This window comes from Erysipelothrix amsterdamensis, from assembly GCF_940143175.1.
Taxonomy (GTDB): Bacteria; Bacillota_I; Bacilli_A; order Erysipelotrichales; family Erysipelotrichaceae; genus Erysipelothrix; species Erysipelothrix amsterdamensis.
In genome coordinates, this window is the sequence record NZ_OW659496.1 from 352,576 (window position 1) to 366,524 (window position 13,949).

General features: G+C 38.1%; 13 protein-coding genes. 8 read left to right on the forward strand and 5 right to left on the reverse strand.

Annotated elements, in window-relative coordinates:
* Window positions 1–24: 24 nt before the first annotated feature.
* Together mnmL and NMG63_RS01620 are read right to left on the reverse strand one after the other, a co-directional pair.
* The gene (gene mnmL / locus NMG63_RS01615) at window positions 25–966 is read right to left on the reverse strand and encodes a tRNA modification radical SAM protein MnmL/YtqA (RefSeq protein WP_254007255.1); all 942 of its coding nucleotides are present in this window, start codon (window positions 964–966) and stop codon (window positions 25–27) included.
* Window positions 963–1,358, reverse strand: a complete 396-nt coding sequence (locus tag NMG63_RS01620) for a GNAT family N-acetyltransferase (protein WP_254007256.1) — start codon at window positions 1,356–1,358, stop codon at window positions 963–965. The genes mnmL and NMG63_RS01620 overlap by 4 nt, the downstream gene beginning before the upstream one ends.
* A gap of 77 nt (window positions 1,359–1,435) precedes the next feature.
* Here NMG63_RS01620 and NMG63_RS01625 point away from each other — a divergent pair, with 77 nt between their 5' ends.
* The 5 genes from NMG63_RS01625 to murJ all read left to right on the forward strand — a co-directional run bounded on the left by NMG63_RS01625 (window position 1,436) and on the right by murJ (window position 8,567).
* Entirely contained in the window at window positions 1,436–2,224 is a 789-nt protein-coding gene (locus NMG63_RS01625) for a pseudouridine synthase (protein WP_123171850.1), read from the forward strand.
* Between the two features lie 372 nt (window positions 2,225–2,596).
* The gene (locus NMG63_RS01630; RefSeq protein ID WP_254007257.1) at window positions 2,597–3,859 is read left to right on the forward strand and encodes a YeeE/YedE family protein; all 1,263 of its coding nucleotides are present in this window, start codon (window positions 2,597–2,599) and stop codon (window positions 3,857–3,859) included.
* A 42-nt stretch (window positions 3,860–3,901) separates the two neighbouring features.
* Window positions 3,902–5,599: an FAD-dependent oxidoreductase gene (locus NMG63_RS01635; RefSeq protein WP_254007258.1), complete on the forward strand. Its 1,698-nt coding sequence runs from the start codon at window positions 3,902–3,904 to the stop codon at window positions 5,597–5,599.
* A gap of 9 nt (window positions 5,600–5,608) precedes the next feature.
* Complete coding sequence (locus tag NMG63_RS01640; RefSeq protein WP_123171847.1) at window positions 5,609–6,916, forward strand: APC family permease; 1,308 nt, start codon at window positions 5,609–5,611, stop codon at window positions 6,914–6,916.
* A gap of 139 nt (window positions 6,917–7,055) precedes the next feature.
* Window positions 7,056–8,567 (forward strand): murein biosynthesis integral membrane protein MurJ, encoded by a 1,512-nt coding sequence (gene murJ, locus NMG63_RS01645; protein WP_254007259.1) that lies wholly within the window; start codon window positions 7,056–7,058, stop codon window positions 8,565–8,567.
* 69 nt (window positions 8,568–8,636) lie between these two features.
* On the opposite strand, the gene NMG63_RS01650 is transcribed toward murJ, so the two are convergent.
* The 3 genes from NMG63_RS01650 to msrB all read right to left on the reverse strand — a co-directional run bounded on the left by NMG63_RS01650 (window position 8,637) and on the right by msrB (window position 10,706).
* A protein-coding gene (locus NMG63_RS01650) for an IS3-like element ISErh1 family transposase (protein WP_254006834.1) occupies window positions 8,637–9,790 on the reverse strand; the annotation gives its coding sequence in 2 pieces (ribosomal slippage) (window positions 8,637–9,517 and window positions 9,517–9,790; 1,155 coding nt in all).
* 78 nt (window positions 9,791–9,868) lie between these two features.
* On the reverse strand, window positions 9,869–10,330 hold the full coding sequence (locus NMG63_RS01655) for a putative immunity protein (RefSeq protein ID WP_254007260.1): 462 nt from the start codon (window positions 10,328–10,330) through the stop codon (window positions 9,869–9,871).
* Entirely contained in the window at window positions 10,296–10,706 is a 411-nt protein-coding gene (gene msrB / locus NMG63_RS01660; RefSeq protein ID WP_254007261.1) for a peptide-methionine (R)-S-oxide reductase MsrB, read from the reverse strand. The genes NMG63_RS01655 and msrB overlap by 35 nt, the downstream gene beginning before the upstream one ends.
* A 116-nt stretch (window positions 10,707–10,822) precedes the next feature.
* Between msrB and NMG63_RS01665 the strand changes: the two genes are divergently transcribed.
* The 3 genes from NMG63_RS01665 to NMG63_RS01675 are packed head-to-tail and all read left to right on the forward strand — an operon-like array spanning window position 10,823 to window position 13,917.
* The gene (locus tag NMG63_RS01665; protein ID WP_254007262.1) at window positions 10,823–11,533 is read left to right on the forward strand and encodes a response regulator transcription factor; all 711 of its coding nucleotides are present in this window, start codon (window positions 10,823–10,825) and stop codon (window positions 11,531–11,533) included.
* A complete protein-coding gene (locus tag NMG63_RS01670) occupies window positions 11,520–13,430 on the forward strand; it encodes a sensor histidine kinase (RefSeq protein ID WP_254007263.1) in 1,911 nt (636 codons plus the stop codon). Before NMG63_RS01665 ends, NMG63_RS01670 begins: the two co-directional genes overlap by 14 nt.
* Before the next feature lie 46 nt (window positions 13,431–13,476).
* Complete coding sequence (locus NMG63_RS01675; RefSeq protein ID WP_254007264.1) at window positions 13,477–13,917, forward strand: hypothetical protein; 441 nt, start codon at window positions 13,477–13,479, stop codon at window positions 13,915–13,917.
* The last annotated feature ends 32 nt before the right edge of the window (window positions 13,918–13,949 follow it).

Consider the following 13,949-nt stretch of genomic DNA (forward strand, 5'->3'; position numbering starts at 1 on the left):
AAAATAATTACCAAAAAAAGGAGCTTAACGCTCCTTTACGTATTTACCTTGCCAGGTATTTCTTTTAACCATTAATTTATCGATTTCATTGGTGACTACAATTTTTCGAATGGTCCACAGTGGAGCAAGCAAATCATCTGCCATCCCATCTCCGGTAAGTCGGGCAATCACAATGTCCTCGGGGAGTCGTTCAATTTGCTTCACAACAATATCCACGTATTCATCACGACTTAAGAGAGGAAACGCATTTTTTTGATATTCTGCGCCCAGTTTTGTGCCTTTAATAATATGAAGCATGTGTATTTTAACCATCTCAGGATGCATTTTCGCAAGATAGTCGGCTGTTTCAAGCATCATCTCCGGAGTTTCTTGGGGAAAGCCATTGATAATATGAACACAAGTACGAATACCTGCTGCTTTGAGTTTTTGAATACAGCTTGTGACTGATTCAAGATCATGACCACGATTCATCCATTCTGAAGTTTCAGGATGGATGGTTTGTAAGCCGATTTCGATGGTTAAATCTTTCTTACGACTCATTGCTTCAAAATATGCAATCTTCTCATCATCCAAACAATCACTTCGTGTCGCAATATCTATCCCCACAAACCGATCATCATCAAAGAAGGGATCGTAAAGCTTCTTGAGGTTTTCGAGGGAATCATGCGTATTGGAATAAGCTTGAAAGTATGCAATCTTGGCGGCGTTGGGCCATTTTTGAAGCATTATATTTTCACTGTGTTCAATTTGCTTCTCTAAATCAGGATTTTTTAAAATCATGTCTCCTGATCCACGGGCACTGCAGAAGTTACAACCCCCACTTCCACACGTACCATCACGATTTGGACAAGTAAATCCTGCATCGATGCTGACTTTAAATGCTTTTTGTCCATAAGTTTTTTGGGTAAAGTAGTTATAAGTTTGATAACGCTTGTTATCTAGGGAATAAGGGTAAGGGTTTGTCATCGTAATACCTCCATAATACAATAGTCGATGTCATTGCGGGTAAATGTTTGATTTGTTTGTCTAAAACCAAAACGTTCATAATATGAAATTTTGCTTGTTCGCGCATTAAGAATGATGCGTCCATTATATAATGATAGCACATGACTTAATAACATGCTCCCGTAACCTTGATTTTGAAAGCTTGGAAGGGTTGCGAATTTTCGCAGTTGAAGCGTATCATCATGATTAATGGCTGAAATCACTGCGATGCATTGGTGGTCCATAAAAAGACCATAATGCGTTGCGAGGGAGTCATCCTCAGTTTGTGCCAAGTTTAAAGGTCCATCAGGATACATTGCTTTGTGGCGAATGGGTAAAACGTGGTCTATTGAAGTTGTTTGTATGGTAATCATGGTTATTCTCCTTGTGACATATTATACGGTAAATGGTAGAATAGATGTAAATAATTAGAAAATAGATTGAGGACTTTATGAAACAAGCACGACAACAAGCATCAAATATCAATGAAAATATCAACCCCATACAGCACGAAGCACGGGAATCTTTACGTTTAAACAAGTATATTAGTGATTCGGGGTATTGTTCACGTCGGCAAGCAGATCGTTTTATTGCGGAAGGTGTAGTTGCGATTGATGGTGTTACGGCCACTGTTGGCCAGCAAGTACTGCCAGGGCAACGTGTAACCGTTGAAGGCAATCACGTTACCATCGATGGCGAAAAAGTTTATATCGCTTTAAATAAGCCGCGAGGCATTACCTGCACAACCGATACCGCAATCGGAGGGAATATTTCAGATTTTATGAACTACCCAAAGATGATTTTCCCAATCGGACGTTTGGATAAAGATTCCAGCGGATTAATTTTACTCACCAATGATGGTGACATCGTTAATAAAATACTACGTGAAGAATACGGTCATGATAAGGAATACATTGTATCGGTCAATAAAGCGATTGATGAAGACTTTATTACCACAATGTCTAAAGGGGTCGAAATCTATAACCAACAAACCCATCGTATGCAAGTGACCAATCCATCCGAAGTGGAGAGGGTTGCACCGAAAACATTCCGTATTATTTTAAATCAAGGCTTAAACCGTCAAATCCGACGTATGACAAAGGCATTGGGTTTTAAAGTTACAAGCTTAAACCGGGTTCGAATTATGAATATTAAATTGGGTGATTTAAAAGTTGGTGAATGGCGCTATCTAAGTGTACAAGAACTGGAAGAAATGAATCAACGTATCCAAAACCGCTAATAAGCGGTTTTTTATTTACCCATAACCAAATATTATTGCGCGATAGGCACGAGTTATAAGCAATACTTATGACAAACACCTGAAATCCATGAAATTTTGTGATACAAGTTATTAATTTCACAAACACAAAAGAAATAAATCACTTTTAAATCGAAAAAAGTGATATAAGAGCAGATTATGGCTAAAGTCCATAAAACTCGTGAGTTAATTAGTTGAAATGTCATCGATACGTGATACGATTTATGAGCAAGGCAACGATTAGCCTTAAACATTTGATGATTATCCATGCGGTAATGCGCAACGATACGGGGATCTGATAATCAAATAAATGTAAGGTGTCGTTTGCATCTTTGTCATTCATAGGAGGAGAACATGAAGAAGACAGAAAATATTATTGGATTTGTATTGCTTATCGCAGTATTCATCCTTGGAAAGAATTTTTTAGCGTCTGATATGCATTTATTCAGACTTGTAATGGGGATTGCATTAGGATATACATTAACACGTGCTGCAACAGGGTTTGCAGGAAGTGTGAACCGTGCCGCAAACACGGGTTCAACAAAATTAATGAAAACCTTAATGTTTATGTTCTTTATTACCACAGCATTATCCGCATCGTTTATGATTTTCCAAGATCCATCACAAATGGATTTGTGGGTTAATCCAATTAATGGTGGCTTACTTGTTGGGGGTGTGCTTTTCGGATTTGGGATGGCATTCTCATCCTGCTGTGCATCCGGTGTTTTAACGGATTTAATCACAAGTTTACCACGTGCTTTAATTACACTTGTATTCTTTAGCTTTGGAGTCTTTATTGGATTCCCACTTCAAAAACAAGGTTGGGTTGCGACATCATGGTTTGTTTCTGAAGTTGGATCACAAACTGCAGGTGGTGTCTTCTTACCAGACCTCTTTAAATGGGATGGTCTTGGCGGATATCTTGGTGCATTAATCTTAACAGCACTTCTTTGTGGTCTTGTGGTTGTGCTTGCTAATAAATACGAAGCAAAACGCAAAAAAGAGGGTACATACACAGGTCATTTTGTGGAAAAAGGCCAAGACAGTATGCAAGCATTTGAAGTTGAGAAAGATTATGCTTTCCCAACAGAAAGTACTTATGAACGTCTCTTTGTAAAGACATGGACTTTAAAACAAGGTGCAGTCATCATTGCGATTCTCTTTACATTATTAATGGGTGTTACAAAAGCAGGTTGGGGTGCATCAACACCTTACGGATTCTGGTTCGGTAAATTCTTAACACTCTTTGGAGTATCCGCAGAATCCCTTGGAGCTTTTACACAAATGGATCCAGCTGTATTCTCAAAACCATTCTTAGCAAACCCTGTGACAGTTCAAAACATGGGTATCCTTCTCGGAACTGCAGTATATTTACTGACAGCAGGTAAATTTAAAAATACATTTATGTCAGAATTACACATTACCGCAAAAGATGGACTCCTTTACGCAATGGGTGGTATCACAATGGGTGTTGGGACTCGTCTTGCGAATGGATGTAACGTTGGTGCATTATATACACCGATTGCGAACTTCTCATTATCCGGTTGGGTGTTCCTTGTCGTGATGGTGATTGGTGGTTACTTAGGAAACAAACTCGCAAAACATTTACAAAAATAAACAACTTAAAACAATAACTTAGAAAAGAAAGAGGATTCTACCATGAGTAAAAGAATATTAATTGTTGGAGGGGTAGCTGGAGGCGCTTCAGTTGCAGCTCGTGTTCGTCGTCAAGATGAACATGCGGAAGTTATTATGTTTGAACGCGGACCGAATGTGTCCTTCTCAAACTGTGCCTTGCCTTACCACTTAAGTGGCATTGTCGCATCAAGTGATGACTTAGTCTTAATGACACCCGAACAATTTAAAAAACAATATAACATCATTGCACGCACAAGCACTGAAGTTCTAAAAATTAATCGTGATGCGAAAACTGTAACGGTTAAAAATCTTGAAACCGGTGAAGAAATGGATGAAGCATATGACAAGCTTGTCTTATCACCAGGAGCAAGTGCAATTTTACCACGCAGTATCGAAGGCATTGACGGCGATAATGTCTTTACCGTACGTAATGTTGTCGACATTAAAAAATTAAACGGACATATCGTCAACAACAATATTGAAAACATCACCGTCGTTGGTGGTGGATTTATCGGTGTTGAAGTTGCGGAAAACTTGCGTCATGCAGGTAAAAACGTAACACTTGTGGAAGCAATTGATCAAATCATGAGTCCATTCGATTATGATATGGCACAAGTATTACATAAAGAAATGATGGATCACGGCATCAACCTAATTCTTGGTGATGGCGTTAAAAAGATTACAGAAACAAGTGTTGAACTGGGTTCAGGAACAATCTTGGAATCTGGTGCAGTTGTAATGGCAATCGGTGTTGCACCTGAAACAAGTCTTGCGAAAGCTGCAGATCTTGAAATCGGTGTTACAGGTGGAATTAAAGTTGATCACAACTACCTTACAAATGATAAAAACATTTATGCAGTGGGTGATGCGATTGAAGTCTTCCATCAAATCACACATAAACCAACACGTCTTGCACTTGCAGGCCCTGCTCAACGTCAAGCACGTGCAGCCGCAGATCATATGTATGGAATTCCTCATAACAATAAAGGTGTTGTTGGATCATCATGTGTACAAGTATTTGACTTAAATGTTGCTTCAACCGGTCTTAATGAAAAAATGGCAAAGGCTAACGGTTTCGATTATGACTTTGTTTACATTATCCCTGGTGACAAAGTTGGATTAATGCCCGATGCAAATCCAATGCACTTTAAACTCTTATTTGAATATCCAACAGGTAAATTACTGGGTGCGCAAGCAATCGGTAAGGGAAATGTTGATAAACGTATTGATGTGATTGCGACAATGATTCAAATGGGTGGAACTCTTGAAGATCTTAAAGAAGTTGAATTATGCTATGCACCACCATTTGGTACGGCTAAAGATGTCGTGAATCATGCAGCGCTTGTTGGTTTAAACCTTCTTTACGGTCGTTTCAACCAAGTTCCGGTAACGCAAGTTCGTGAATTGGTAGAGTCCAATGCATGTATTATAGATGTTCGTGAAGAACATGAATATGCATTAAGTCACCTTATCAATGCTGTAAATATTCCATTAAGCCAAATTCGTGATCGCTTGGATGAAATTCCTACAGACAAACCTGTATATTTACACTGTCGTTCAAGCCAACGTTCATACAATGCTGTTATGGCACTTCAAAACCTTGGTTTTGATAATGTGATTAATATTTCCGGATCATATCTTGGAATCTGTGTTTATGAATACTTTAACGATCAAGTCACAGGCCGTGATAAAATCGTTACAGAATACAACTTTAACTAAGGAAAATCTATGCGCAAAAGACTCAGCAAACTGGATATCTTGGCGCTTGCATTAGGTTCAATTATCGGTTGGGGATCGTTTACGCTCCCAGGGACCAAGTTCTTGCCCGAAAGTGGTGTGATTAACACTGCAATCGGGCTTATTCTTGGTGGCATCGCAATCATCTTTATTGTTCAAGGGTATCATGTCATGATGTCTACCCATCATGAAGACGGTGGTGAATTCTCATATACATACAATAATTTAGGAAAAAAACACGGTTTCATTGTAGGCTGGTTCTTAATTCTTTGTTATATCAGTATGGTTCCCCTGAATGCGACAGCATTTGTGCTTGTCGTGAAGAAACTTTTTGGATCTTTTGTAACGTTTGGATACCTCTATGATATCGGAGGAACCTCCGTATATCTCTCAGAAATACTTATCGCAAGTTCCATCATCATCGTGTTTGCGAAAATTAATATCCAAGGACTTAAGATGAGCTCAAAAGTTCAAAATGTGATGATTTTGCTTACGGTCGCAAATATTATGGTGATCTTCACCATGATGCTTACAACACAAGGCACTTCCGTTTTGAAAGAATACTACATTACCCCTTATACCTTTGATCTTGCTCAAATTGCAAAAGTCTTTGCAATTGCGCCTTTTCTCTTTGTAGGGTTTGATGTAATACCTCAAGTATCAACGGATTTAGACTTCAGTGCTTCAAAAGCCGTTCGAGTAACCATTCTTGCTGTATTTGCAGGTGTCGTATTCTATAATCTCAATAACATCACGACAGCCTTGGTCTTTGCGCCACAAGCCGGTTTACTTGAAGAGTGGGCATTAGGGTCAGCGGTTTTAAGTCGCTTGGGATTTACAGCGTTTATCTTACTGTTGATTTCACTTGCCGGTGCTGTATCGGGTGGGATTAATGGCTTTATGCTTGGAGGAAGTAAACTTATCGGGGCATTAGCTCAATATAAACTGATTCCTGAAAAGTATAACTATGAAAACCAAAATGGTATGTATACAAAGGCAATCCGCTTCATTACGATCGTGAGTCTTGTTGCACCATGGTTTGGACGTGAGATGATTATTTATATTGTAGATATGTCGTCACTCTTAGCGGCCATTGTTTATTTCTATGTGTGTATGATCAGCTATCGAAAATCATCGGGGCATGCTCGAAGATTAAGTGCTGTGGGTGCGCTAGTAAGTCTTGTCTTTGTAGGACTTCTTGTTCTACCGGGATCACCAGGACAACTCCAGTTGCCTTCATTTATCTTTATGATTATTTGGTCAGCACTCGGTGTTTTCTATTACTTTAAATATCAATAATACTTTAGGTTAAAGCGATGCAGCTTTAACCTTTTTTATCGCAGATTAAAAACCCAAAAAGTGTTTAATTATGTGACACGACATTTTCGTTAAGTTTCATGAATTAAAAGGGTATAATAGAAAAGAAAAGAGGAATTCCATGAAACGTAATGCAGCTTATTTAACCATCGCAATTCTAATCTCAAAAATATTAGGTCTTGTAAGAGGGTTTGTTTTATCGTATTTTTACGGAACATCAATGGTATCCGATGTTTACTTTACTTCATGGAGTATTCCCAATGTAATCTTTGGATTTGTGGCAATTGGACTGGTAAGTACGTTCATTCCGGTTTATATTCGGGCGACTGAGGAACAGGGTGAAGCAGTCGCAGATCGTTACATGAGTGATGCACTCAATCTGATTACAATTTTAGCCTTAGTTCTGGTCTTGTTGGGTCTTGTCTTTACGAAAGAACTGGTACTTATTTTCGCGCATGGGTATACAGGTGCTAAACTGGAACTTGCGGTTCGCTTTACCAAAGTTACACTTCTATCAATCTTCTTTATCGGAGCACGTTCGATTTATGAAAGTTATCATGAGATTCATAATCGCTTTCTTATTGCACCGATTGGAAGTTTCATGATGAATATTGTGGTTATTCTATCCATTTTTATGAGCGTGAAAACGGATATCATGGTCTTGCCTATTGGGATTTTTATTTCAAGTGTTATTCAATATCTCTTTGCTTTCATTACATCAAAAGGTAGAGGGTTTAAACGTCGTTTAAGCTTTGATGTTCGCAATCCCTATGTAAAGATGATGACGGTGATGGCAATTCCAATCATTTTGGGTGCTTCGATTGATCAAATTAATCTTGTAATAGATCGGACTATTGCCTCGACGTTTGTTGATGGATCTATTTCCGCCATCAGTTATGCATCGCAAATTAATGATGCAGTCTTAGGTGTTTTTGTTTCAACGATGGCAACAGTACTCTATCCAACCCTAGTGGGGAATGCAGTTCGTAATGAAACGGAACAACTCAAAGGAACCGTTACAAAAATATTAAATGTTGTGAATTTATTAATGATTCCTGCATCCATTGGAATCATGGTACTTTCAAAACCGATTGTAATGATGCTTTTAGGTCATGGTAAGTTTGATGATCAAGCAATTGTGGTCACAGGTACGATTTTATTTTTTTACGCTTTGGGTCTTGTGGCGTTTGGAATGCGTCAAGTTTTAACGAAAACATTTTATGCACTGGAAGATACAAAGACACCGGTTCGAATTGGTGTGGTTTCTGTAATCACTAATATTATTTTAAATCTTTTACTTTCGAAGATCATGGGGGTTACAGGTCTTGCACTAGCGACAACATTGGCGGCATTTGCAGGTTCTTTACTTCTCTATAATGCACTGCGAATCCGTTTGAATGGTTTGAAAACGGGGCAATTTATTCGCTCGTTCTCTAAAACGATGCTCGCATCACTCATCATGGGGTTTGCGGTGTATGTCATCTATTACCCAACCTTGCTGGGTGATATGGGTAAAAAGGGTGTTGTGATTGCGATTGGGTTTGGTATTGCGGTTTATATGCTGGTCATGCATTTTATGGGTGTACCGGAATATGATGAAATTATTAAAAAAAGAATTAAGACGAATGCATAAAAAAACTTCTTTGAAGAACTAGTTTTGTTGGAACTGACCTAGTTCCGTGGGACTAAAGAAAAAACCAAGTTAGGATGAAGTTAACCGATAATTTACGGGCGATTGATATCCTAGCTTTTCTTGTATTCGATTTTCATTGTAATATTTTAAATAGTTTATCACAGTTTGTGATACAATTTCAGTAGAACCCTTTAGTTCTGGGTTTAATTCGAATGTTTCACACTTTAGAGAGGCATGAAACGATTCGATAGGAGCATTATCAGCGGGTGTCCCCTTACGGGACATACTCATGGTAATGCTTTTATTTTTTACTCTAAGTTGATACTCTTTTGATGTATAGACACTCCCTTGATCAGAATGAAGAATACATGGCTGAACGATATCCGGAAGTTGATTTAATGTATCAACCACACATTCTAGGTTTTGTCTGTCACTCAATGTAGACGCAATAATCTCACCATTATATAAATCCATGATCGTAGATAAATAGAGCATCTTATGGCCATAAGGGATGTAAGTGATATCTGTCACCAATTTCTCTAGAGGACGTAGTGATTTAAAGTCGCGATTAATGATATTGGGCATAATGATCTTCGGATTTTTGTTTTTTCTATACCGTTTGACCTTAACACGGCATTGACATTGGTGTTTCTGCATTATCTTTTGAACAGTGTTCTTATTGATAATTCTTTCTTTTCGAATTAATGCAGTTATTTTTCGATATCCATAACGAAATTTATTTTCTTTACAAAGTTCAATTACTAATGCTTCATTGACAGAATAATTATTAGACTCAAGTTGCTCTTTTTTAGTCCAACGGTAATACGTTGACTTAGGTACCCCAAAAAGATTCAAGATATCTTTAATAGATACAGTGTTGCGATACTCTTCAACGAGCTTGATGATTATTTCAGGAACCACATCCTTTCTCTTTCCAAATACTTTTTTAATAGTTCAATTTGTTGCTCCAAAGATTTAATTCTAAGTCTTTGTGTTTCTTCGACCGTGTCTCCTTCAGGCCCTTTTCCAAAAGTATATTGCTTGCCTACAGGTTGAGAAAATCGATAGTGTTCACCATTTCGATACCATCTCCACCATGTTTTGACTTGTGTTACATTTTTTATTCCAAGTTCAGTCTGAATAAACCTGCTTGAGTATCCTGCCAATTTCATTTCTATAACTTTCATCTTTGTCTCATAGCTATGCATAGTTCGTGTTCCCATATAAAAACCTCCTATATTGAACTATTTTACAATAATTCTCATACAAGAGGTTTTTTTCTTTAGTCCCACGGAACTAGGTCAGTTCCGTTCTTTGTAAGAAGTTTTTTTATCGAGATAATCGGACAAGGTGTCGAGTTGCCATTTACGTTCAAGTGAACGTTTACTGCGTTTTCCAACTTGTACTGCTTTTAATGCATAATCTGCACATTGGATGCCGTGTGCTTTTACTTGTGTGGTTCCTGCGGCATGACCACTTGCTCTGAGTAAATAGACGTGCTCTGTTTTTGTGAGCTCACGTGCACGCTCATGTGCCTTTAAGGCGCGTTTTCGTGCTTCATCTGTCGCCATGGTTCCTTCAACCCAATCTCGGGTTGCTTTAAGGGACGCGGTAGCATGTACATCTTTATAGCGACAAAGGGTTAAAGCATGTTCGAGGCAATCTCCAGCCCACATCACAACGATGTGTTTTGGTGCTTCTTTTAAAAGCGATTCTAATAATTCTGTATCAGTCATGTTTGATGTCTTGGATATACTGTCCATAGCCTTCTTCTTCCATTTGATCAAGTGGAATAAAACGAAGTGCTGCGGAATTGATGCAGTAACGAAGTCCTCCCAGTTCTTGAGGGCCATCGTTAAAGACATGACCAAGATGTGAATCTGCATTTAAGGAACGCACTTCGATACGTCGTGTTTCATCTTCAACTTCAAGCAGTGCGTCAATAGGTTTTGCGAAAGCAGGCCATCCGCAACCCGCATCAAATTTATCGTTTGATAAGAAAAGGGGTTCGCCGCTTACAATGTCGACATAAATTCCGGGCTCATAAAAATCATCATAGGCTCCGGTAAACGGTGCTTCAGTAGCACTGTTTTGGGTTACTTCATATTGAAGTGGTGTGAGTTTATTTTTTAAATTCATCCTTATGTCCTCCTGAATTAATTATAAACCAATGTTGTATCTTAAACAATTCTTAAACATTTGACCCGTTGGTTTTTAAACAGTTACTCCCTATAATAGAACTAAGAGGTGGCAAGATGGCTAAAATATTGATTTGTGATGATGAAAAAGATATTGTGAATGCATTAAAAATTTATTTATCACAGGAAGATTATATTATTTATGAAGCGTTTAACGGCGTAGAAGCATTAGAGTTGCTTGAAAAAGAGCACATTGATCTTGTGTTGCTGGATATTATGATGCCTGTAATGGATGGGTTGGAGGCGATGATGCATATTCGTAAAACAACAACAATCCCAATTATTCTTTTAACGGCGAAGGGCGAAGATACGGATAAGATTTTAGGATTAAATGTTGGGGCGGATGACTACATTACTAAACCGTTTAATCCAATGGAAGTGATAGCACGGGTAAAATCACAACTTCGGCGCTACACACAATTTAATCAGGCATATGTAGAGAAGTCCCATATTTTAAAAGTAGGCGGACTTGAACTGAATGATGAAACCAAATCGGTGAGTATGGATGGAAAACACGTCCGTTGTACACCCACTGAGTTTGAAATCTTAAAGTTTTTGATGGAGCATCCAAACCGTGTCTTCTCACCCAAGCATATTTATGAACATGTATGGCAAGACCACTCTTATGGTGCGGAAGGAACGGTTGCAGTTCATATTCGTCATTTAAGAGAAAAGCTCGAAATCAATCCGTCAGAACCCCGTTATTTTAAAGTAGTGTGGGGACAAGGCTATAAAATAGAAGGAGATCTAAAACATGAATCCGAATAAACGTAAACATTTTATCATTCGTTTCTTATCAGCAGCCGTATTTATCGTATCCTTTGGGGGATTTGTGGGGAGTGTGTATGCCCTGGTGAAGATGCAAGATCTTCACGTGAACAGCATGACGCCGGAAGCGTTACGCGAAAATGTTTATAATGAAACCGCTCAAGACCAAATTAGAACTTTGATTCTAACGTCATCGTTTGATAATGCGTCTGACAAGCGTTTTGCTGCAGGACTTAAAGATATGGAACAATCTGTAGTTTCTCCAAATCATTTTTTTAAAATCTATAATTCGGACAATGCGCTTCTATACAGCAAGGAAACCCCTTCGAAGTCTGGATTTATCACAGTCTATACTCTTTCGGATTATCAAAGCGTGGATGAACGTGATTCGGATGGTCATTATATAAAATCACAAATGATTCAAAAAGATTATCGCGTTGAAAGCCAAATTGTTGAGGGGGCGCACGATGTCTTTTGGTATTTGGATATCTTAATCAATAAACTCTTAGAATTAGGTTATCGTCTGTATGGAATTCTAATTGTTTCTGCGTTTTTTATGCTTGCGTCATGGATTGTCTTTACAAAACATGCTGGGATTCGTAATGAAGATGGTACTGTCGACCAGAATTCTTTTGATCGTATTCCTTTAGAACCCTTTGCGCTTTTATACTTATTCATTTTCGGCTTTTCGATCAGTCTTCTTGGAGAGAGTCTTAAGATCTTCTATCGCGATGTTCCCAACGCTTTTTTAATGGGAATCAGTATTACACTTATTTTATTGGGGTTATCATTTATTTTTTATAACTCGTTCATCAAACGGATTAAAGCAAAACAGCTCTTTGTGAATTCGTGGGTCTATCGATGGGGATATCTCCCGATAAAACGTCTTTATAATGCATCATTCCACAATCGTGATTTGCTTATAAAAGTTTCCGTGGTTGTGGGGGCATCTTTATTATTTGATGTCATCACGATGACATCAATTTTCAATCATAATAACGGCACCATGTTCTTTTTCTGGTTAATAAAAACAGGCGTGGTTCTCTATTTTATCTTTAAATTTACGCTTGATGCGAAAGGGATACGTGATGCAACGCAAGCAATGGTTTCTGGGAACCTCGATAAACCTCTTGATACATCAAAGCTTCAAGGTGTCTTAAAAGAACATGCACATGATTTAAATCAACTATCAGATGGTATGCATCGTGCGGTCGAGAAACAAATGAAATCGGAACGCATGAAAACGGATTTGATTACAAATGTCTCGCATGATATCAAAACACCCCTAACATCGATCATCAATTATATTGGACTTCTTGAACAAAAATCTTTTGAAGATATAGAAGTTCAAGAATATTTAAAGGTTCTTTCAAGACAATCTTCACGCCTTAAGAAATTAATTGAAGATTTGGTTGAAGCATCGAAAGCAAGCTCAGGATCAATTCATCTTAATCAAGAAGATACCGACCTCAATGTCCTTCTTGATCAAGTCATCGGAGAGTACCGGGATCGCTTTGATCAGAAACACTTGGAGCTTGTCGTGTCACAGGATGTCGTTCATGCACATTTAGATGGAAATGTCCTATTCCGTGTACTGGATAATCTCTTTGGAAATATTTGTAAGTATTCCTTAAAGCAATCACGGGTTTATGTAAATTTAAAACTTATTGAAAATAAAGCGGTTCTTGAAATTAAGAACATCTCAGATGTGTCTTTAAACATCAGTTCCGATGAATTAATGGAGCGATTTGTACGCGGTGATGCATCTCGAAATACAGAAGGAAGTGGCTTAGGACTCTCGATTGCGAAAGCATTAACGGAAGTAATGGGTGGTGAATTTAAGCTCGATATTGATGGTGATTTATTCAAAGTTAAATTAACATTCCCACTTCAGTGACAGGCCTTGTTTTCTCACGTATAATATAGTGAAGGAGACGATGCATATGAATCAAAAATTATTTAAACTTAAAAATATCATCGTCTTAATCGCCGTCATTAACTTTATGATGTTGACGATGGTTCGGGTCATCCTCTATTCGGAGTTACACCTTGTATACCGTTCTCATTTTAAAATGTTTCTCTATGGAGGTTTCTTTACCTGTATCATTCTTTTAATGTTTTATCTAGTTTATTATTTAGTAAGACCAAATGCTTTTGATCGCCGATATGGTATTGAAAATATTTTCCGTCGTGTCCTTCTAACAGTTTTTCTTCTCGCGGGTGTTCTCTATCTAGGATCAATAATGACGCGTTATGTTATTAACCTTGATCGAACTGAAATTCAACGGGATGGCATGATTGAAGTAACGACGAATGGACGTGTTGAACGTTATCGTGATTGTGGTCCCTTGTTTATGGAGTACATCACCACATCTTTAGATTAATCAAAGCGATCAATTAAGATTGCTTTTTTTTG